18 protein-coding genes are annotated in these 19,233 nt (G+C 70.1%); 6 read left to right on the top strand and 12 right to left on the bottom strand.

Annotated features, from left to right (window positions below):
* Nucleotides 1-56: 56 nt before the first annotated feature.
* Complete coding sequence (locus VGI12_16475; GenBank protein HEY2434274.1) at nt 57-1,385, bottom strand: type VI secretion system contractile sheath large subunit; 1,329 nt, start codon at nt 1,383-1,385, stop codon at nt 57-59.
* Between the two features lie 149 nt (nt 1,386-1,534).
* On the opposite strand from VGI12_16475, the gene VGI12_16470 reads away from it, so the two are divergent.
* From VGI12_16470 to VGI12_16460, 3 genes are all read left to right on the top strand, one after another.
* Nucleotides 1,535-2,503 carry a hypothetical protein gene (locus VGI12_16470; protein HEY2434273.1) on the top strand — a complete coding sequence of 323 codons (969 nt, stop codon included), beginning with the start codon at nt 1,535-1,537 and terminating at the stop codon, nt 2,501-2,503.
* A 55-nt stretch (nt 2,504-2,558) separates the two neighbouring features.
* Nucleotides 2,559-3,917: an MFS transporter gene (locus VGI12_16465; protein ID HEY2434272.1), complete on the top strand. Its 1,359-nt coding sequence runs from the start codon at nt 2,559-2,561 to the stop codon at nt 3,915-3,917.
* Between the two features lie 174 nt (nt 3,918-4,091).
* Complete coding sequence (locus VGI12_16460; protein HEY2434271.1) at nt 4,092-4,550, top strand: hypothetical protein; 459 nt, start codon at nt 4,092-4,094, stop codon at nt 4,548-4,550.
* Nucleotides 4,551-4,600: 50 nt separating this feature from the next.
* Here the strand turns inward: VGI12_16460 and VGI12_16455 are convergent, their stop codons facing one another.
* From VGI12_16455 to VGI12_16415, 9 genes are all read right to left on the bottom strand, one after another.
* A complete protein-coding gene (locus VGI12_16455) occupies nt 4,601-5,923 on the bottom strand; it encodes a hypothetical protein (protein HEY2434270.1) in 1,323 nt (440 codons plus the stop codon).
* A gap of 23 nt (nt 5,924-5,946) precedes the next feature.
* Complete coding sequence (locus VGI12_16450) at nt 5,947-7,851, bottom strand: protein kinase (GenBank protein ID HEY2434269.1); 1,905 nt, start codon at nt 7,849-7,851, stop codon at nt 5,947-5,949.
* Nucleotides 7,852-7,918: 67 nt separating this feature from the next.
* Nucleotides 7,919-8,293 (bottom strand): YraN family protein, encoded by a 375-nt coding sequence (locus VGI12_16445; GenBank protein ID HEY2434268.1) that lies wholly within the window; start codon nt 8,291-8,293, stop codon nt 7,919-7,921.
* A gap of 36 nt (nt 8,294-8,329) precedes the next feature.
* Entirely contained in the window at nt 8,330-9,661 is a 1,332-nt protein-coding gene (locus VGI12_16440) for an acetyl ornithine aminotransferase family protein (GenBank protein HEY2434267.1), read from the bottom strand.
* Complete coding sequence (gene cysS, locus VGI12_16435; GenBank protein ID HEY2434266.1) at nt 9,658-11,088, bottom strand: cysteine--tRNA ligase; 1,431 nt, start codon at nt 11,086-11,088, stop codon at nt 9,658-9,660. Before cysS ends, VGI12_16440 begins: the two co-directional genes overlap by 4 nt.
* Nucleotides 11,089-11,091: 3 nt before the next feature.
* Nucleotides 11,092-11,340 (bottom strand): hypothetical protein, encoded by a 249-nt coding sequence (locus VGI12_16430; protein HEY2434265.1) that lies wholly within the window; start codon nt 11,338-11,340, stop codon nt 11,092-11,094.
* A 10-nt stretch (nt 11,341-11,350) separates the two neighbouring features.
* The gene (locus tag VGI12_16425; protein ID HEY2434264.1) at nt 11,351-12,283 is read right to left on the bottom strand and encodes a bifunctional riboflavin kinase/FAD synthetase; all 933 of its coding nucleotides are present in this window, start codon (nt 12,281-12,283) and stop codon (nt 11,351-11,353) included.
* Complete coding sequence (locus tag VGI12_16420; protein HEY2434263.1) at nt 12,280-12,975, bottom strand: MBL fold metallo-hydrolase; 696 nt, start codon at nt 12,973-12,975, stop codon at nt 12,280-12,282. The genes VGI12_16425 and VGI12_16420 overlap by 4 nt, the downstream gene beginning before the upstream one ends.
* Before the next feature lie 68 nt (nt 12,976-13,043).
* A complete protein-coding gene (locus VGI12_16415; GenBank protein HEY2434262.1) occupies nt 13,044-13,331 on the bottom strand; it encodes a DUF1844 domain-containing protein in 288 nt (95 codons plus the stop codon).
* Nucleotides 13,332-13,356: 25 nt separating this feature from the next.
* Here VGI12_16415 and mazG point away from each other — a divergent pair, with 25 nt between their 5' ends.
* Nucleotides 13,357-14,157: a nucleoside triphosphate pyrophosphohydrolase gene (gene mazG, locus VGI12_16410; GenBank protein ID HEY2434261.1), complete on the top strand. Its 801-nt coding sequence runs from the start codon at nt 13,357-13,359 to the stop codon at nt 14,155-14,157.
* 34 nt (nt 14,158-14,191) lie between these two features.
* Here the strand turns inward: mazG and VGI12_16405 are convergent, their stop codons facing one another.
* The gene (locus tag VGI12_16405) at nt 14,192-16,678 is read right to left on the bottom strand and encodes a DNA internalization-related competence protein ComEC/Rec2 (GenBank protein ID HEY2434260.1); all 2,487 of its coding nucleotides are present in this window, start codon (nt 16,676-16,678) and stop codon (nt 14,192-14,194) included.
* Between the two features lie 216 nt (nt 16,679-16,894).
* On the opposite strand from VGI12_16405, the gene VGI12_16400 reads away from it, so the two are divergent.
* Both VGI12_16400 and VGI12_16395 read left to right on the top strand, forming a co-directional pair.
* Nucleotides 16,895-17,698: a hypothetical protein gene (locus VGI12_16400; GenBank protein HEY2434259.1), complete on the top strand. Its 804-nt coding sequence runs from the start codon at nt 16,895-16,897 to the stop codon at nt 17,696-17,698.
* Nucleotides 17,699-17,723: 25 nt separating this feature from the next.
* On the top strand, nt 17,724-18,209 hold the full coding sequence (locus VGI12_16395; protein HEY2434258.1) for a hypothetical protein: 486 nt from the start codon (nt 17,724-17,726) through the stop codon (nt 18,207-18,209).
* Nucleotides 18,210-18,227: 18 nt separating this feature from the next.
* On the opposite strand, the gene VGI12_16390 is transcribed toward VGI12_16395, so the two are convergent.
* Complete coding sequence (locus VGI12_16390) at nt 18,228-19,199, bottom strand: PfkB family carbohydrate kinase (GenBank protein HEY2434257.1); 972 nt, start codon at nt 19,197-19,199, stop codon at nt 18,228-18,230.
* Nucleotides 19,200-19,233: the final 34 nt, after the last annotated feature.

Below are 19,233 nucleotides of genomic sequence, written 5' to 3'. Positions count from 1 at the left end.
GCTCCACTTCCCCGCTCCCCCGCCCCGCTCCTTTCTCAACCTCTCGCACACCCCGTTTACCACGCCAGCGGCGCCGGCGGATCCGCGAGCGACTGAAAGCGCACCACCACTACCCCATTGCGGTCGAGCCGGGCGGCGATCGGGATCAGCCCGGCCTCCACGAACGCGTCGACGTTGCGCTCGCTCAATACGACCTCCGCGCACGGCTGCAGGCGGCGCTCGCCGTCATGCTCGAACACGTAGGCGGGCAAGTCGTCGATGTCCCGCTCGTCCCCCGGCTCCATCTCCCAGCCGCGTGCCAGGAAGGCACGGCCGACCACCAGCGCGGTCGCCAGCGACGCTGATGCCCACAGCAGCTGCTCGGTCTTCGGCGCAGCGTCGAACTCCTCGAACCCGAACGCCTCGATAGGATCGCTCGTCCGCCCGTACGGCATTCGCAACAGAACCCTCGGCGCCGCCATCGCGATCGACCGGGCCGTCGCCGTCCGCCGAAGCGCCGTCCACTCCGCCGGCACGCCCGCCGGATCCAGCCCGAGCCGCGGATCGGCATCCCCCAGAAATGCGGCGCCGCCGCGCGCAGCCACGACTCCGAGCGCGGCAAGCAGCCCGACGTCGGCCGTAGACGCGCCGAATCGAAACAACCCGACGAGCGCCGTCCATCGCCTCCCGTCCACGCTGGCGCGCGGTCGATTCACCGCGATCTCGTGGAGACCGGTCTTCGCCAGGTCGCCGCCGGATCCGACGATGTCGGCGAGGAGCTCGTCGCGTGTGGCGTCCAGCAGATGCACCTCGAGGCTGTCGTCGAGCTCCAGGCTCGTGACGAGCCATCGCACACCTCGCCACGCCGCTTCCAGCGCCTGGAACGCCGGCGCGTGCAGCAGGCCCCGCATCTCCTCGGCGATGGCCCCGTCAACCGCCTGCCGGTGCGCAACCGTCGCGGCGGACGTGTCCTTGACGACGTGCGGCGCGACGGCGTCGCGGATTAGTGCATCGATACCACTGGCGGCGGCGGCCGGAGGCGTTGGCGAGGTACCGAGCAGCCGCGCGAGCTGATCGCCGCCCGGCACAGGCGGAGTTGTCGCGCGCGTGTCCCGCAGGCGCTTGAAGCGATCGAGCCGCGCATACAGGCGATCGGGATGAAAATCGTCGACCTGCTCGAAACGGATCTCCACGTCGGCGAGCGCGACGCGCGGCCCGATCCGGCGCATGACGGCGTCAAAGGTGTCGACGTCGATGCGGTGGGTGGCGCGGCCGCCAAACGTCCCGCGCTGCTCGCCGGACGTGCCGCTGAAGTCGCCGACGACGAGCAGCCGCATCGGCGCGGCGTCGTCACGGCGGCGCGCGTTCGGGCCGAAGTCGACGTCGAAATCAAGGCGTCCAGGCATGCTGCTCCTCCGCTGGCGCCGCAGTCTGCAGCAATCACCCGCCGGACGCAAGCGACCTCGTCGCACACGGTTACGCGACGCTTCACATTTCTGCACGTTCTGATATCCTTCGTGCGGTTCCACATCGACACGGCTTCGGAGGATCGCGAGTGAACGACTCGTTTGGTGCAGAGACCCCGGACTTTCTCGACGTCGGCCCGCAGATGCCGGTGCCCGACACGCTCGAAGCGAGCGACTATCCGGAAGAAGAGCCACAACCCCGGGTTCGCCGTGAGGGACTGCCTCCGAGCTTCCGCATGCGGCACGACAAGCACTATGTGGAGGAATTGATGTCCACGCCGACCGATCGGGCGCCGTCCCCGGCGCGTACGCTGCCGGCGGCGCGCACCACGCTCAGCGACGAGTTGCTCGACGCGGCGCGGCCAACGCCGGAGCGGCCGTCGGCCGCGGCGGTGGACCTCATCGCCAGCCGGATCGAAGCGGCCGTGGCGCACAGCGCGATTTCCAGGACACACGGCGTCTCGCCCGATCTCGTCGATCGCTCCGTGCAGGCCGAACTGCAGCGCGTCGCGAGGCTCGCGCGCGCCATCTCGATCGCCGCGCGTGACGGCGAGCCGCAGCGGCTGGCGGTCAACGCCGGCGATCTCGCCACAGCGGTGCGCACGGCCTGCGTGCGGGTGGCGCGCCTGAACGGCGCCGACTGCGCCGTCGCCGCCGAAGATTCCACGTTCACCGTCGCCGGCGAACGCGCGCTCGTCGTACAGGGCGTCGCCGGTACGGTCGACGCGCTGCTCGATCTCGCCTGCGTACACGGCTCGCAGGACAGCTTCGACGAAGGCGGGCCGCGGATCACCGTGAGCCTGCGCGCCGTCAGGATCCGGCCGGCGTTGATCGTCGACATTTCCTGCACGAACCTGTCGCTGCCGGCGGGGTTTACCGAGCACGGCTTCGAGAACCGCGACGACGAGTTCCGGCGCGCCCCCGCCGCGGGGATCCTGCTGGCTGCCGCCGCACACGTGGCGCGGATGCACGGCGGCCGCGCCGATGCCAAGCTCCAGGCCGGTGCCGTCACCATCACCTACGTGTTTCCGCAGGAAGCGCCCCGACCACCTCAGTAACCGCGCGCGGGCACCGGCGGGGATCGCGCCCGATCGCCTATAATCGCGCCGCCGCGTGACGACTCCGCCGAGCGCATCGCACGATTCCGCCGTCGACATCGGCGAGCTGCTCGACGGCGGCGCGTTCTCCGGATATCAGCGGCTGCTGGTCGCGCTCACGGCGATCACCGTCATCTTCGACGGCGCCGACAACCAGCTGCTCGGTGCCTCGCTGCCGGTCATCATGCGCGAGTGGCAGCTGCCGCGCGCCGCGTTTGCGCCGGCGCTGGCCGCAGGCCTCTTCGGGATGATTCTCGGCGGGGGCGTGGCCGGCGTGTTCGGCGACCGCAGCGGACGCAAGCGCGCGCTCCTCGTCAGTGTCCTCGTCTTTGGTGTCGCGACCGCATCGGTCGGATTCGCCGCGACGGTACCGGCCCTCGCCCTGCTCAGGTTCATCGCCGGCCTCGGCCTGGGCGGTGCGCTTCCCAACGCCGGCGCCCTCGCGGCCGAGTTCGTGCCGCGGCAGCGGCGGACGATCGCCGTCACCCTGGCGATCGTCTGCGTCCCGCTTGGCGGGACGGTCGCGGCGCTGCTCGCCGTGCACATGCTCCCGACCGTCGGCTGGCGCGGATTCTTCCAGATCGTCGGAGGGATCCCGATCGCGCTCGCGCTGCTCCTGGCGTGGACGCTCCCCGAATCGCCTCGCTACCTGGCCCAGCATCCCGACCGAGCCGGCGAACTCCACGCGCTCGTCGCGCGCATGGGACACCGCGTCGGACCCGGACAGACGATCGTCGATCGCCGCGAGCGCAACGCCGGCGGCGGCGTTCGCGCGCTGCTCTCGCCCGACTACCGCCGCGACACGGTGCTGCTGTGGGCGGCGTTCTTCGCGTGTCTGCTGTCGGTGTACCTCGGCTTCAACTGGATCCCGGCGATGCTGACCGGCGCCGGGTTGCCGGCGGCCGTCGCGGGGACCGGACTGACCGCCAACAACCTCGCCGGTGTGGCCGGCGCGCTGGGAGGCGCGCTGGCATTTCCGCGGTTCGGTTCGAAGCGGGTGATGCTCGGGCTCGCAGCGGCCGCGACAGTGTCAGCGATCGTCGCCGGCTGGCTGCCGATCACGCCGGCGCGGTCGACACTCTCGATCGTCGCGACAATTGCGCTGGTCGGCGCGTTCACCAACGCCGTACAGACGACGCTCTATGCGCTGGCCACGCACGTCTATCCGACGCCGATGCGCGCGACCGGCCTCGGCGCGGCGCTCTCGATCGGGCGCATCGGCGCGGTGCTCAGCTCCTATGCCGGCACGGCGGCGCTCGATCGCGGCGGCCCGTTCGCGTTCTTCCTCCTCACCGCCGTCGCCATGCTGGTGGTGTTCGGCGCGCTGGCGGCGCTGCAGCGCCACCTGCCCCCAGGGGCCGCGGCAAAAGCGTGATCCGCCTGACAGGATCGATCCTGCGTAAGAAGTGCCGGCCCCGGATGATTTCGAGCCGCACACGATCGGGAAATCCCCGCAACCGCCGGCGGCAAACCACTTTCGCGGCGCGCACTTCGCCCGGCGACGGTGTGTGCGCCAGGCTGGCGCGCTTCGTGAATTGACAGGCCCCGCATGTCGGACCAGGCACGGGGCTGGATGACGGCGGCATCGTGCACCGAGGGGCCTCGCCCGTCGGTGACGTTCTCGGACTTGCCTCGACGGCACCGGGGCGAGATGGTGCGGTTGGCGATCGTGGCCGCCGCGTCTTCGGCCTACTTCATCACCCTGATGATCCTCTCGCGGCCGCTTCCGAGCCGCAGCCTCCTGAACGACGCGGCAACGCCGAAGGGCATCGGCTCACGTCCGATCCTGGTCGATGCGCGCCTGACCGCCACGACCCCGCCGGCACGGGTCCGCGCGCCGCGGCTGCGGCGGCCGGTGGAACTCGCGGCGCTGCAGGAGCCGCCGACGGCGATTGACGCGACACCCGATGAAGTCGAGGCCCCACGGCGCCGGAACGTCTTCAGCCGGTTCCTCCGCGGCGTGTTCCACGTCCAGTCCGCGAGCACGAAGCCGACTCCGATACCGTAGGCGTCGAGTCTTTCAGACGCCGCTCGGTGACGAGCGCGCGCTGCTCGCAATCAGAATGCGTACTCCATGCCGACCAGCGGCGTCAGCCGGTCGGTCAAGCCGGCGTGGTTCGTCGCAAACCGCAGATTGAAGTTGAGCAGCAGCCGCCGCGCCAGGTTGGCCTTGAGGCCGATCGAGCCGCTGGTGGCCCAGAAGCTGTCGGTCGTGAAGCCGAGGTCCTGAAGCGGGACGCTGCCGAACGGACCCTGCGCCACGAACTGGAAGGTGGTCAATCGCGGCGAGTTGAGGAACTCCTGGCCGAGGACGTCGAAGATGACGGTCAGTTTCGGATTCACCGTGACCTCGGTGCCGGCGGCGAACTGAAACTGGTCCGGCAGGTCGGCGCTGATGTTCTGGCGCACGTCGCCGGCCAGCACGCTGCTGCCGTTCCACTGGTATCCGACGTTGAGGTGGGGCGACAGCGCGCCCACCGTCCCCGACAACGCCGCAAACGGCCTGGCGCCGAACGCGCCCGAACCGAGCAGGTTCTGCTCGTCACCCGACGGCAGATGCAGGTCGACTCCCGCGGCGACCGCGAGGCTCGATTTGCGGATGACGGTCCCCTTGGCGCGCAGCAGGACGTCGCCAACCCCTGAGGCGGAGCCTTCGGCGAAGTACTGGCGCGCGGTGCCGTGATTGTCGGGGGCCGTCGGATCATAGAAATAGTGAACGCCGAGGTTGGTGCCAGTGCCGACCCGCTCGATGGTCGCGTTCGACAGCAGCGACACGTGCGTGCGCACGAGCGGTACAGCCGCCGACACCTCGAGGCGGTCGGTCAGCCCGTAGGTCAGCGCCCAGGTCATCTGCGTGAGGTCGGCCTGAATCGTGTTCTCCGTGAAGATGACGTCGGACCGCCCGGGCGTCGACTGATAGTTGTCGTGCCTGAACACGGCGGGCACCTGGCTGAGCGACGTGCCGTCGAGATGATCGAACGAGAAGAACTGGGCATTGGCGCCGAAGGCGATCTGTCCCTTGCCGATGGTGTCGCCGCGGTCGCTGAGAATCGGGCCGAAGCTTTTCGTCGAGCGGACGAAGGTGCCGGTCGATTCGTCGAAGCGATAGGTGAAGCCCGAGGCGGGCGACGGCAGCGGCACCGCGGTGAGCTGACTGGTGAGCGCGATGTTGATCAGGCGGAAATCCGACTGGAACGAGCTGTTGAAGTGGGCGGCGTGGTTGGTGCCATCGAGCTGAACGTCGTCGCTGCTCACCACCAGACCGTTGGGACCGAAGATGTCTTCGAACAGCGTCGACAGCGTCGCCGGACGGTTCTGTGCCGCGGCGGGGGCGGCCGCAGCGAACAGGCAGGCACACAACATCACGCAGCATTTCTTCATGCAGGATTCTCCTGATCACTCATTCAACGGGACACGAATCGTATGGAGTCGATGACCCAGGCATCGCCGGATCGGTGCACGTCCATCGTCGCCTGGGCGGTGCTCTGCAGCTGTTTACCCTCGACCGTCACGACGGTGTAGTTGCGGACGAATACGATGCGTCCCGTCGATCCCGACACCGACACCTGCGGATCCGACGATTCGACCGAGATCCGCGCCGCCTGTTCGAACTGCTGCCGCAGCGCCGATTCGGCGTTGCCGCCGAGCGACGGCCAGATCCGCTTCAACTGGTCGAGGCTCCTGGCCTCGAGCGCCGCGCGATAGCGGCGCAGCAGGTCAGCGGCACGCTCGGCGTTCAGCACCGGGGGGCCAGCGGGTGTCGCCGCTGCGGCTGGCGTCGGGGCTGGCGGGACGGTCGATGTTGCCGGCGGCGTCGGAATGGTGGCGGGCGGCGACGAGATCGGAGGCGTCTGGCTGGTGGCTGTCGGCGCCGGCGGCACGGGCACGGGGGTACTGGGCGCCGGACTCGCAGCGGCTGCGGCCGGTCTCGTGTCGACGGGTGCCGAGGGGGGCGGGGCGGGACTGGCGGGGACGCTGCGCGTCCCGCTGGCCGGCGGTGCGCCGGCCTCCGGCGCGTCGTGGCGGCGCGACTGCCGTCCGGGCGCATTCCGCGCCTCGACGGACCGTGCCGCCGAGTTGTCGGCGTTGGCGCTTCTGGTGGCAGGCTCGGGTGCTGACGTCGTCTGGGGTGAGGGGATGACTACGGCACCCGATGCCGTCGGCACGCTCGTCGGCGGCACGCTCGTCGGCGCCACGCTGGTGGCGGGCGCCTGCGTGACGGTAGGCGCGCTCTCCGGCTGGCGGTTCGACTTCCAGAGGACGAACACGGCCAGCGCCAGCGCCCCGACCGTGGCGCCCACCAGGAAGCCGCGGGCGGTGCTCCCCTGTCGCGATGGCGCCTCTGCGGCTGCCGGCGTCACCGCGGACGGCAGCGATGGCGGCACCGTCGGCACGATCCGCTGCGTCGCGTCGGGTCGCGGCGTCAGCACCGTCGGCGCGGACGCAACGGACGGCACCGCGGTCGCCAGGGGCGACGGCGTCGACGGACCGGTCAGGTGCGTATTGGTGCGCAGCGTTTCCAGGTCGTGGCGCAGGCTCGCCATGTCGGGATACCGCTCGTCGCGCAGCTTGCCGAGCGCGTGATCGATGATCGCCGTCAGCTCGCGCGGGACGGCCGCGTCGATCTTCCACAGCGGCTCGGGCACTTCCTGCAGGATCTTGTAGAGCGTGGAGGCCGCCGAGTCCCCTTCGAACGCCCGCCGGCCGCCGAACATCTCGTAGAGCACCACACCCATCGAGAAGACGTCGGACTGCTGGTCGGCGCGCTCGCCCCTCACCTGCTCGGGCGACATGTAGTTCAGCGTGCCCATCATCATGTTGCTCTGGGTGAGCTGCGACGAGATGAAGCGGGCGAGGCCGAAATCGAGAATCTTCACGCCGCCGGTGCTGGAGATGAAGATATTGGCGGGTTTCAGATCGCGGTGGATGACGCCGTGGGCGTGGGCGAACTCGATCCCCTGGCACATCTCGATGGCGATGTCGACCTTGCGCCAGAAGCCCATCTTTTCTGGACGGGCCAGCCGGCGCTGCAGGTCCTCGCCGTCGAGGAACTCCATCGCGAGGAAGGGGCGCCCCTCCTGCTCCCCGAGGTCGTAGACGGTGACGATGTTCTTGTGGGTGAGCTGAGCAGCGGCGCGCGCCTCGCGGAAGAAGCGCTCGCGGACGTCAGGGTCCATCTCGCTCGAGGCCAGCACCATCTTCAAGGCGATGACGCGTTGCAGAACGGGATCCCAGCCGCGGTACACGACTCCCATCCCACCCTGCCCGAGACGGTCGTCGAGCCGGTACCGACCGAACATTTCGGCCATGTGAACGCCAACTTTACCCTGAATCCTGGCCGTGCAGAAGAAAACTGCGCTCGTGCCGCCCTGCGCCTCAGCGTGCAGCGGCCTCGAACGCCGCGGGATACACCGTGATCTGCGGCGCCTCGCTCAACGCCGCGTCGATCGCGACCACGTCGAAGCGACAGGGACGGTCGGCGACCTGCCGGCGCGCCAGATAGTCGATCGCCAGACGCGCCAACCGGCGCTGCTTGGCGCGGGTGACGCTCTCGGCGGCCGTGCCGAACTCGTCGGTGGCCCTGGCGCGCACTTCGACGAACACGAGGGTGTCGCCGTCCTGCGCCACGATGTCGATTTCGCCGCACTCGGTACGGTAGCGGCGTTCAAGAATGACGTACCCTCGCGCGATCAGCTCGCGCGCCGCCAGTTCTTCGCCGATGATCCCGAGCTGCTGCCGTTCGAGCGTCATGGCCCCTGCCCGCTCGCAAGGGCTGCGCCAGCGCCCTCAGGGTCGGGGACGGGATGCGACGTCGGCGAGCGCTTCGTCCAGGACGTGCAGCGCGGCGTCCGCCTGCGTCCTGGTCAGCACGAGCGGCGGCGCGAAGCGGACGGTGTTGCGGCCGGCCCCGAGAATCAGCACGCCGCGGCGGAACATCGCCTGCACGAGGGCGTTGCGCTCCTCGATCGCCCGCTGTTTCGTCTGGCGGTCCCGCACGAGTTCCACGCCAATCATCAGCCCCTTGCCGCGCACATCGCCGATCAGGGGGTGCTTCCCGGCCAGCTCCCGGATGCCGTTCATCAGGTGCTCGCCGACGAGCGCCGCGTTCTGCACGAACTGCTCGCGAAGCAGCCGAATCGTGACCAGCGCCGCCGCGCAGGCCACCGGATTGCCGCCAAACGTGCTCGCGTGGGCGCCTGGCGGCCAGTCCATCACGTCGCGCCTCGCACAGGTGACGCCGAGCGGCAGACCCGACGCGATGCCCTTGGCGATGTTGACGATGTCGCCCGTGATGCCGAAGTGTTCGGCCGCAAACATCTTCCCGGTGCGGCCCATCCCCGATTGCACCTCGTCGAGCACGAGCATGATCCCGTGCTGGGCGGTCAGCTCGCGGAGCCCCTGGAGAAACGCCTGCGGCGGCACGAGATAGCCGCCCTCCCCCTGGATCGGCTCGACGACGATCGCGGCGACCTCGTCAGGCGAGGTGAGGTGGACGAGGAGCTGGTCGCGCACGTACGACAGCGACGCCTCCGCGCACGCGTCCGCACTCCCGTTGAAACGATAGGTATCGGGATACGGCGCGTGATACACACCGGGCATCAGCGGACCAAAACCGCGTCGCTGCACCGATTTGCTCGAGGTCAGGGCCAGCGCGCCGAGCGATCGGCCGTGAAAGGAACCGAGAAAGGCGATGACGTTCGGGCGCCGCGTGTGATACCGCGACAGCTTGAGCGCGGCTTCGGTGGCTTCGGTGCCGGAATTGCCGAAAAAAGTTCGGACGGCGCCGGCGATGGGCACGAGCGCCGCCAGCTCCTCGGCGAGGCGGACCTGTGGCTCGTAATAGAAGTCCGTCCCCGACATGTGGATGAACTTCGCCGCCTGCTCCGAGATCGCCTTGACCACCTCGGGATGCGAGACACCGGTCGAGTTCACCGCGATACCGGCGGCGCAGTCGAGGAAGGTGTTGCCGTCGACGTCCTCGACGATCGCGCCCTCGCCGCGCGCGATGACGAGCGGATAGTCGCGCGTGTACGACGGCGACACGAACGCGGCGTCCCGGTCGATGATCGCTTTGGCCTTCGGCCCGGGAAGAGGTGTCTTGATCTCCGGGGCTTTCATTTTCGCTTCCAGCGTGTCCCCGACGGCGTGTCCTCGAGCACGATGCCGCGGGCGTCGAGGTCGAGGCGAAGGCTGTCGGCTTCGGCGAAACGGCGGGAGGCGCGGGCGGCCTTGCGGGCCTGGATGAGCCGCTCGATCTCCTCGACCGGCACCGGCGGCTGCTCGTTTTCGGCGTGGCGGAGCGACAGGATGCCGAGCACGCGGTCGAAGCGGCCGAAGGCGTCGCGCACCAGATCGCCGTCGCCGCTCTTCATCTCGCCGGCGTCGATCGCCGAATTGAGCGCGCGGACCAGATCGAAGACGACGCCGAGCGCGGCGGCGGTGTTGACATCGGAGCGGATGTGCTCGGCGAACGCGGCGGACGCCTCGTCCAGCCTCGGCGCCGTGGCCGGATTGGCGGCGCCGGCCGGCAGCACCTCGAGCCGCGCCAGAAAGTCGGTCAGCCGCTTGAGCGACTCCTCCGACTGGCGCATCAGCGCCCACGAGAACTTCAGCTGCTTGCGGTAGTGCGTGCCGAGATAGAGGTAGCGCAGGGTCGACGGGCGGAAACCCTGGGCGCCGACGTCCCCGAGGTTGTAGACGTTGCCGAGCGACTTCGACATCTTCTCGTTCCGGACAGCGTCAGCCTCCTCGTCCGTCTCGATCATCAGGTGCTCGACGTGCACCCAGAATCGCGAGAACTGCTGCTTCGTCGCCCCTTCCGCCTGCGCGATCTCGTTTTCGTGGTGCGGGAAGATCAGGTCGACGCCGCCGCCATGGATGTCGATCGGCAGCGGCCCGAGCAGCTCTTCGGCCATCGCCGAGCACTCGATGTGCCAGCCGGGCCGCCCGGGCGGCAGGCCAGGCTCCCACGTCGGCTCGCCCGGTTTGGTGGCCTTCCACAGCACGAAGTCGCGGGCGTCTTCCTTTTCGTACTTGTCGGAATCGACGCGCGCGCCGGCCTTGATGCCACCGTGGTCGAGGCGCGCCAGCCTGCCGTAGTCAGGGAAGGTGGAGATCTTGAAATAGATCGAGCCGTCGCCGGCGTAGGTGTGGCCGTTCGCCTCGAGCGCCCGGATCATGCCGGCCATCGCCTCGATGTGGTCGGTGGCGCGCGGCGAGTGCTCGACCGTCTCGAGCCCGAGCGCGGCCGCGTCGCGTTCGAACGCCTCGACGAACTGCTGCGTGTATTCGCGCAGCGGCCGTCCCGACTTGACCGACTCGACGATCGTACGGTCGTCGACGTCGGTGAAATTGCGCACCTGGACGACGCGATAGCCCTCGAACTCGAGGGCGCGGCGCAGCACGTCGAGCGCGACGAACGTCCGGAAATTGCCGATGTGGCCCCGCGCGTAGACGGTGAGGCCGCACGTATACATCCGCACGGTCTGCCCGTCAGACGGGACGAACGCCTCTTCACGACGGGTCAGCGTGTTGTACAGACGCACGGTTCACTTCTTCGCATGATCGACGGCGACGGTCACCTCGCCGTCGGTCGCCGAGAACACCAGCGAGATCGCCGAACGGGGCTCCCGCTGTGCCATCGCCGCGACCACCGCCTGCGACACGGCGGCGGTCGTCGTCGCCGGCGCGTTGACATACTCGGCGAACTTGACCGCCAGTTCGACCGCGACCTCGCGCCAGGGCGCGGACGCGGGGATCGTCAGGCGCAGATCCACGCGCCGCGTCGACTCAGCCATCCTGACAATTCTATAGCGAAATATGCCCGAACAGCCGGCGCGCCGCACCGGTGTCGGCCTCGATCTGGGCGCGCAGCGCGTCGACGTCGGCAAACTGCCGTTCGTCCCTGAGCCGCTGGACGAACGACAGCCGCACCCGCGCGTCGTAGAGATCGCGTCCCCCTTCGAGCAGGTGCGTCTCGACCAGCACGTGGTCGACGTCGCCGAAGGTCGGACGCACGCCGACGTTCGTCACCGACGCACAGGCGATCCCGTCGACGGTCGCCACCGTCGCGTAGACGCCGTGCGGCGGCAGCAGCTCGTTGGCGGTGTCGAGGTTCGCGGTCGGAAAGCCGATCTCGCGGCCGCGCGCCTGGCCGCGCACGACCGTGCCGTCGATGAAATAGTGGTGGCCGAGCAGCGCGCCCGCCTCGTCGACGCGCCCTTCCGACACGAGCCGGCGCACCCTGGTGCTGCTGACGACGAAGTCCTTGTAGCGGACCGGATCGATCTTCTCGGCGCGGAAGCCATAGCGGGTCCCGAGCGTGCGCAGCACGCTGAAGGTGCCGGCGCGATCGTGGCCGAACAGGAAATTGGCGCCGACCCAGACCTCGACCACGTGCAGCCACTCGACCAGCACGTTGCGCACGAACGTCTCCGGATCCCAGAGCGACATGTCGTGGGTGAAGCGGACGATCGCGACGCCGCGCATCCCCGCCCGGCCGAGCGCCTCGACGCGCTGCGCAGTGGTCATCAGGAGCTGCGGAGCCTTGTCGGGACGGACGACGCGCGGCGGATGCGGATCGAACGTCATCGCCGCCGGCGTGCCGCCGCGCTCGCCGGCCCGGCGGCGCACCCGGTCGATGATCTTGGCGTGCCCGCGGTGCAGGCCGTCGAAATTGCCGAGCGCCAGCACCGGATCGTGCCAGCGCGGCGCCGGATCTTCGGGATAGTGGGCGATCACAGGTCCAGCGTCAGGCCGTCGTGGGCGAGCCGCATGCCATCGGGCAATTTCGCGTTGGTCGCCTCGTGCGCCAGATGATGGCACATGTGCGTGAAGAAGGTGCGCCGGGCGCCGATCCGGCGCGCCGCCTCGATCGCCTCGCCGAGCGAGAAATGGGTCGGATGCGGCTGGTCGCGCAGCGCGTCGATCACCACCGTATCGAGCCCCTCAAGCTGCGGCCACGCCTCGTCGGCAATCGCGTTGCAGTCGGTCAGATACGCAAAGGGCCCGAAGCGGAAGCCGAGGATCGGCCGCTGGCCGTGCCACAGAGGAATCGGCTCCACGCCCAGGCCGGCCACGGCGAACGGCCCGTCGATCGCCCGCAGGTCGAGCGCCGGCAGCCCGCCGCCCTTGGGCGTGGCCGGATCGAAGACATAGTGAAACGTCCTGCGGATCTCATCGAGGGTGCGGGCGTCGGCATAGCAGGGCATCGGCCCCTTGCCAATGGCGTTGAACCGCCGGACGTCGTCGATCCCGAGGATGTGATCGGCGTGGCCATGGGTGAAGAGAATCGCGTCGAGGCGGCGAAGACCGTGGCGCAGCGCCTGCATCCGCAGATCCGGACCGGCGTCGACCAGCACCGTGGCGTCGCCGGCGCGCACCAGGATCGACGGTCGCAGCCGTGCGTCGTGCGGATCCGAGGAACGGCACACCGGACAGTCGCAGCCGATCATCGGCACCCCGTGCGAAGTGCCGGTCCCGAGAAATGTGACCTGGAGGCTCAGGGTTCGATGATCCGCTTCTGCCCGCCCTGCACCTGCACGTAGCGCATGCGCAGATCGTAGAGCAGGTCTTCGAGCGCCTTCGACTCCGCGGCGGTGAGGTTGCCGCGCGTCTTTTCCTGCAGCATGCCCAGCATCTCGATGAACATGCCCGCCGCCTCGATGTTCGGATCGGGCCGCTGGCCAGACCCGTCGGGCAGATCGCCGAAGGCCATCGCCGCCATCTGTCCGACGTACACGATCAGGTTGGCGAAATTCTCGTCCAGCTCGTCGGCAAATTCGCTCACGCGCCGATGGTACCATACGGCCCGCATGCCCCTCGACGCCGGTCAGGCCTTCCAGCAGCTCGTCGACATCATGGCGCGACTGCGCGGGCCGGACGGCTGCCCGTGGGACCGCCAGCAGACCCTGGAGTCGCTTCGGGCGTTCCTGCTCGAAGAGACGCACGAAGTGCTCGAGGCCATCGACCGCGGCGATGCCGACGCGCTGCGCGGCGAGATCGGCGATCTCGTGTTCGAAGCGGTGTTCCTCGCGCAGATCTGCGCCGACCAGGGCCGCTTCACGATCGGCGATGCGCTGCAGGCGATCACCGCCAAGCTGATCCGCCGCCATCCGCACGTGTTCGATCCGGACGGGCGTCCGCTCGAAACGCCCGGTGAGGTCCACCAGCAGTGGGAGCAGATCAAGTCGACGGAGCAGTCCGACCGCGGCGAACGCCGCTCGGTTCTTCGCGGCCTGGCCGCCTCGCTCCCCTCGCTGCTGCGCGCCTACGAGATCGGCACCCGCGCGGCAGCGGTCGGTTTCGATTGGGCCCGCCCGGCCGACGTCCTCGACAAGATCGAGGAAGAGGTCGCGGAACTGCGCCGCGCGGTCGCCTCGGAAGGCCGCCTGCGGAGCGAAGAGGAAATGGGGGACCTGCTCTTCGCCATCGCCAACCTGTCGCGCAAGCTGGGCATCGACCCCGAGTCGGCGCTGCGCCGGGCGAACGGGAAGTTCACGAGCCGCTTCGACGCGCTCGAGGCGCGCCTGCACGCGCGCGGCCGCTCGGTGCACGAGGCCTCGCTCGAGGAGATGGAACGCGAGTGGGCCGCGGTGAAGGAGGCGGGAGGCTGAAGACGGCTCCCGACGAATCGGCGCCAGCCGCGGCTCAGCGGTCTGTGAGAGCGAGCGACGCCTTTCTGCCGGTGGCCGGGCACCACACCTCGACGCGGGTGCCGTCGGTGTCGAGCACAATCGCGCCGTCCTCGGCGGTGCTGAAGATGAGCGCGCCCGCCGCGCGGTAGCGCTCGACGACCGCCGCCGCAGGATGGCCGAACGGGTTGCGCCGCCCGGCGCTGAACACGACAAGGGCGGGACGGAGCGTGGCGACGAAGCGCGGAGCACTGCTTCCGGCGCTGCCATGATGCGGCGCCTTCACCACGACGAGCGGTGCGGCTTCGAAATGCGCCAGGACGTCCGGTTCGACGGCCTGCGAGATGTCGCCGGGGAGCAGCACGGCGACGCCGCCGATACGCGCCTCGAGCACGACCGAGTCGTCGTTGCGCACGCGCTGGCGCTCCCACTCGGGTAGCGGCGGATTGAGCACCCGCAGGGTGACGGCTCCGGCGGTGATCGATTCGCCCGCCCGGCGCGACAGCCACGGGATCCCCGCCGCCGACGCGGCCGCCTGCAAGCGCTGCAGCGGCTCATGCCGCGGGACCGGCACACCGACCCAGATCGCCCGCGGAGCCAGCGCGCGCAGGAGCGGCGGCGCGCCGCCGATGTGGTCGGGATCGCCGTGCGTCAGGACGAGTGCCCCGAGGCGCTGAACGCCGAACGCCCACAGCGCCGGCAGTGTCACCCGGCGCCCCAGATCGAACGTCGACCCGGGAGCGCCGCCCGCGTCGACGAGCATCGGCGCGGCACCGGCGGGCTCGATCAGCGTGGCGTCCCCCTGTCCAACATCGAGTACGACGTAGCGGGTCCAGCCTGGCGGCGGCGCGCGCACCCGTGTCGCCCGCAGCGACGGCGCGCCCCACAGCATCAGCACACCGGCGAGGGCCCCGACCGCCGCCGCCGACATCCTCGACACGCGGCGTCTGGCGGCGATCGCCACGCTCCAGGCTGCATACCACGCCGCGATCAGCCACCACGCCGGCGGCGGCACGTCGCGGACGAGCCACGGCGCGTGGTCGACGAGTGCGGCCGACTGGAGGAGCCCCGCCGTCCCGATGTGCGCAACCCAGCCCGGCAGCGCGGCGAGCCGCGGCGCGACCGCGTCGAGCACGACCGCTGCCAGGCCAGCCGTCTGGATGATCTCCATCAACGGAATCGCCGCAAAGTTCAGGACGAGACCCGCGAGGCTGACGCGCCCGAAGAGCGATGCGCCGACCGGCGCCAGCGCCAGTTCCGCACAGAGCGTCGCCGCACCAAGGCCCGCCGCCGCCATCCCGACCGCACCGAGCACACGCCGCGGCAGGCTGGGCCTCGGCGCCCTCCGCGCTGCCCGTCTGGGCATGAAACGGTTGACTGCGATCACGATCGCCAGGGTCGCGCCGAACGACAGAATGAATCCGGGATCGAGCACGCTCAACGGCGCCGTCACGCAGGCGACCGTCGCCGCGACCGCGACGGCGTTGATCGCCGCCCCGCGATGATCCGCGGCGCGGGCCGTCAGGTAGATCATGCCCGCTACGGTGGCGCGGAGAACCGATGGCGCGAGACCCGCGGCATACCCATAGAACGCGAGCAGGCCGATCGACGCCGCGGCGGTGGGCCTCGCTGGCAGCCGCGCGGCACGCCCGGCCGCGATGATGAGCGCGGTCAGGAGCGCGATGTTGCCGCCCGAGATCGCGATGACATGATAGGTGCCGGCCTCCTGCAGGCGGCGTTCGTCTTCCGGCGACAACCCGGTGCGATCGCCGATCAGGATCGCGGTCACCACGCCAGCCGAGACCGGGCTCCATCGGCCGACCGCGTCGGCGGTGCCGGCGCGCACGAAGTCGCGCAGCCATGCGGCCGATTCGGTGATCAGCGATCCGTGTGACACGACCGATACGAGCGCCGCGCTCTTGACGGATCCGATCAGCGCAATCCCCTGCCGGGCCAGCCGCGCCTGATCGCTCGGCACGCCGGGATCACGATAGTCCAGCGGCTCGCGCAATGCCGCGTCGAGCGCCAGCGTCCGGCCGGCGCGCCAGGCGGCCGCGTTCTGCAGCGCCAGTCCGCCCGCGATCGACAGGCGCACGCCGCCGTCGATCGGGCGTCCCTCCAGCGTGATCACGTCGAGCGTCAGGCTCACGCCCGTCCGCGCGGCCGAAGCGTCGTCTCGGAGAACGCCAGTGAGATGCACCGGCCGATCCGCGATGGCAGTGTCGTACGCCGCCAGCAGCGACGGCCGGTCCGCCTGCCGCTGCGCTGTTGACCCGAGCGTCGCGCCGGCGAGGCCGCTGCCGGCGCACGCCGATGCCAGCGCCGCCGCGCGGCCCAGCGCCGCGACGGTCTCGCGGCGCGGACGCACCCAGGTCGTCGTCGCGCAGAGCGTCCAGGTCGCCACGAGGGCGACGGCGAGCCAGGCCGGTGAGGGCGTGAGCCACGATCCGGCGAGCACGCCGAGCAGGAGCGGAACGGCAGCGAGCAGGGCTGGCGCAGTCATGCAATCGACTGCGCAGCGCTAAGTGCTTGAGTGCGTGAGGCGGCCGCCGTGGATGCCGGCACAAGTACGCAGCGGTTGCGCGGGTGCGCCGCGTCGCTGATCGCAGTTCCTCCGCTGGTGGTCTGACCCCGGTCTGACCCCGGTCTGACCCCGGTCTGACCCCGGTCTGACCCCCGTCTGACCCTGGGTCTGGTGGCTGGTGGTAAGGTGCAGCGCATGTCGAGTCTGGCGACGGCGGCCCTCGTGCTCTTGCTTCAGTCCGCCAGTACATCCGACCGCGTCGAGCGCCCCTTCGAGGTCGCGCGGGCTGGCGAGGCCGTGGCGACGATTGCCGCGGGCTGCGGGGGGTGCGACTGGGGCGTCGCGGGACGGGAAGCCGTGCTGCTGGAAGTGTCGGTCGACGGCCACTACTCACAGCACGTCGCGCTGACGCGCGGCAGTGCCGTCGCCGACTACCCCATCACGCTCGGCGCCGTCACAGCGGGATCGCACCGCCTGACGATCACGCGCGACGCGACGCGATCCGCGGCGTCCGCCGGCGCCGTCACCTTCGGCCGCATCGACGTCCACGTCTACGAACCGGGCACCGCCGGCTACGACTGGATCTCGCGCGCGCCGATCCTGCGGGCGCGGCCCGGCACCGTCGAGAAGTTCAGCGACTTCCCGCTCGTCATGTACGCCGAACAGCACGTCGGCGGTGAGAGCGGCAGCCGCTATTCGCTCCAGTACACCGTCATCTTCACCAACGAGGACGGCGGCACGCCGACCGACCGGTTGATGGCCACGTGGGGACGGACCACCGACATCGAGTTCATCTACGGCTTGACCGATCCGGGCGGCCGCGAGGAGATCCAGGCCGAAGGCCACAAGTGGATCGAGTTCAAGGGGCCGCGCGTCGGCACGCACCCGGTGCTGTGGGTCGCCACGCTCAACAACATGGTCGCCGACCACGGTCCCGACGAGATGATCCGCTTCGCGCCGGCCCCGCAGCTCGTGTCGCTCGCCGGCACCGTCGCGTGAACACGTGATGGACGACAATCCTTGGATGTACGCGGTCACCTCGGCCGAGATGGTGCGCGAACACCGCGTCGACGCCAACGCGAAGCCGGGCTCGGGCACGATCGTCGATCCGCGGCGCTACATCACGATCGAGGCGTGCGGCCAGGTGACAGACGCGACGCTGGCCTTCGACATCGGCGTCAGGCCGGCCGGCGGCGACGTCGTCTGGCTCCCCACCGATACGGATCCGCGGTTCCGCATCGCCCGCGGCGGCTGCTTCCGGGGCGGCGCGCCGATGCCAGTGGACGTCACGGCCGCCGACTTCGCGGGCCTTCGCATCCGCGCCTACGCTCGCGCGCCGCGCCAGGGAGACGCCGCCCCGCCGTCGTCGTCGGTGACGCTCGACGCGGTGACGACGGTGTTCATGCTGAACCAGGCTTTCGTGCCGGGCGTGCTGCCGATCAGGTGGAAGGGATCGCTGCCGGTCTCAACCGACGGAACCCCCGTGACGATCCCGCTCGCCATACGATGATCGTCGCCGTGGCGCGTTTCAGCGCGCCGCAACCGCAAGCAGCGCCTGGACGTCGTCGAGCGACGGCACGGCGTTCATAGCGCCACGGCGCGTGCAGCTGACGGCGGCCGCCGCGCAGGCGAAGCGCAGCACGTCGGCGGGCGCGTCGCCGCGCAGCGTCGCGTAGATGAAGCCGGCGCGGAAGACGTCGCCGGCGCCGGTCGTGTCGACGGCGTCGACCGCGAACCCGGGCTGATAGACGTAGCGATCGCCGTCGAGCGCCGCCGCTCCCTTCGCGCCAAGCGTCACGCACAGCAGTCCGGCGTGGCGGTTGCGCAGCCGGCGCAGTGCCTGTTCCGGATCCGCCTCGCCGGTCAGCGCGCGCGGCACCGTTTCGGCGAAAATCGGCACCGTCACCGCCGCGATCAGCTCGTCGGTGCGCGGCTTCACCGCCTCGATGTCGGTCGTGACCGGGATGCCCGCGGCGATCGCCGCGTTCCCCGCCGCAATGCTGGCGTCGATGTCCACGTCGTCGACGAACACGAACCGTGCGCCGCCGGCGACGCCGGCCGGCAGATCGGCAGGTGTCAGCCTCATCTCGTCGGGACGCTTCCACAGTACGATCCGCTCGCCGTGCACCGCGGCCTCGTCAGCCACGAGAATCACCGCGAACGGGTTGGCGCCGTCGCGCAGGATGGCGCGCGACGTGTCGACACCGCGGCGCTTCAGCGCGTCGAGAATCAGCGTGCCGTTTTCGTCGCGCGCGATGGTGCCGACATACGACGTCCTCAGACCCAGCGACGCACACGCCGACAGCACCGTCGCCGCCTGGCCGCCCGGCGACCGCTCGTAGCTGCTGACGTTCAGCTTGGAATGCGGGCCCGACGGCTTCGGGTAGACCGGTAGGCGGCAGACAAAATCGATCGAATTGGCACCGACGCCGACGACGTCAAATTGCGAGGCGCGAGGCGCGGGGTGCGAGGCGCGGGGTGCGGGGTGCGGATCCGTCACGGTCACTCTCTGTCGATGTGGCGCGGTCTCGTCA

This window comes from Vicinamibacterales bacterium, assembly GCA_036496585.1.
Taxonomy (GTDB): Bacteria; Acidobacteriota; Vicinamibacteria; order Vicinamibacterales; family 2-12-FULL-66-21; genus JAICSD01.
This window is presented reverse-complemented; position numbering and strand designations above follow the sequence as displayed.

Coding starts and splice junctions, on each gene's coding strand:
- VGI12_16475 (HEY2434274.1), bottom strand. CDS start 1,385: ATGCCTGGACGCCTTGATTTCGACGTCGACTTCGGCCCGAACGCGCGC.
- VGI12_16460 (HEY2434271.1), top strand. CDS start 4,092: ATGTCGGACCAGGCACGGGGCTGGATGACGGCGGCATCGTGCACCGAG.
- VGI12_16455 (HEY2434270.1), bottom strand. CDS start 5,923: ATGAAGAAATGCTGCGTGATGTTGTGTGCCTGCCTGTTCGCTGCGGCC.
- VGI12_16450 (HEY2434269.1), bottom strand. CDS start 7,851: ATGGCCGAAATGTTCGGTCGGTACCGGCTCGACGACCGTCTCGGGCAG.
- VGI12_16445 (HEY2434268.1), bottom strand. CDS start 8,293: ATGACGCTCGAACGGCAGCAGCTCGGGATCATCGGCGAAGAACTGGCG.
- VGI12_16440 (HEY2434267.1), bottom strand. CDS start 9,661: ATGAAAGCCCCGGAGATCAAGACACCTCTTCCCGGGCCGAAGGCCAAA.
- VGI12_16430 (HEY2434265.1), bottom strand. CDS start 11,340: ATGGCTGAGTCGACGCGGCGCGTGGATCTGCGCCTGACGATCCCCGCG.
- mazG (HEY2434261.1), top strand. CDS start 13,357: ATGCCCCTCGACGCCGGTCAGGCCTTCCAGCAGCTCGTCGACATCATG.
- VGI12_16405 (HEY2434260.1), bottom strand. CDS start 16,678: ATGACTGCGCCAGCCCTGCTCGCTGCCGTTCCGCTCCTGCTCGGCGTG.
- VGI12_16400 (HEY2434259.1), top strand. CDS start 16,895: ATGTCGAGTCTGGCGACGGCGGCCCTCGTGCTCTTGCTTCAGTCCGCC.
- VGI12_16395 (HEY2434258.1), top strand. CDS start 17,724: ATGTACGCGGTCACCTCGGCCGAGATGGTGCGCGAACACCGCGTCGAC.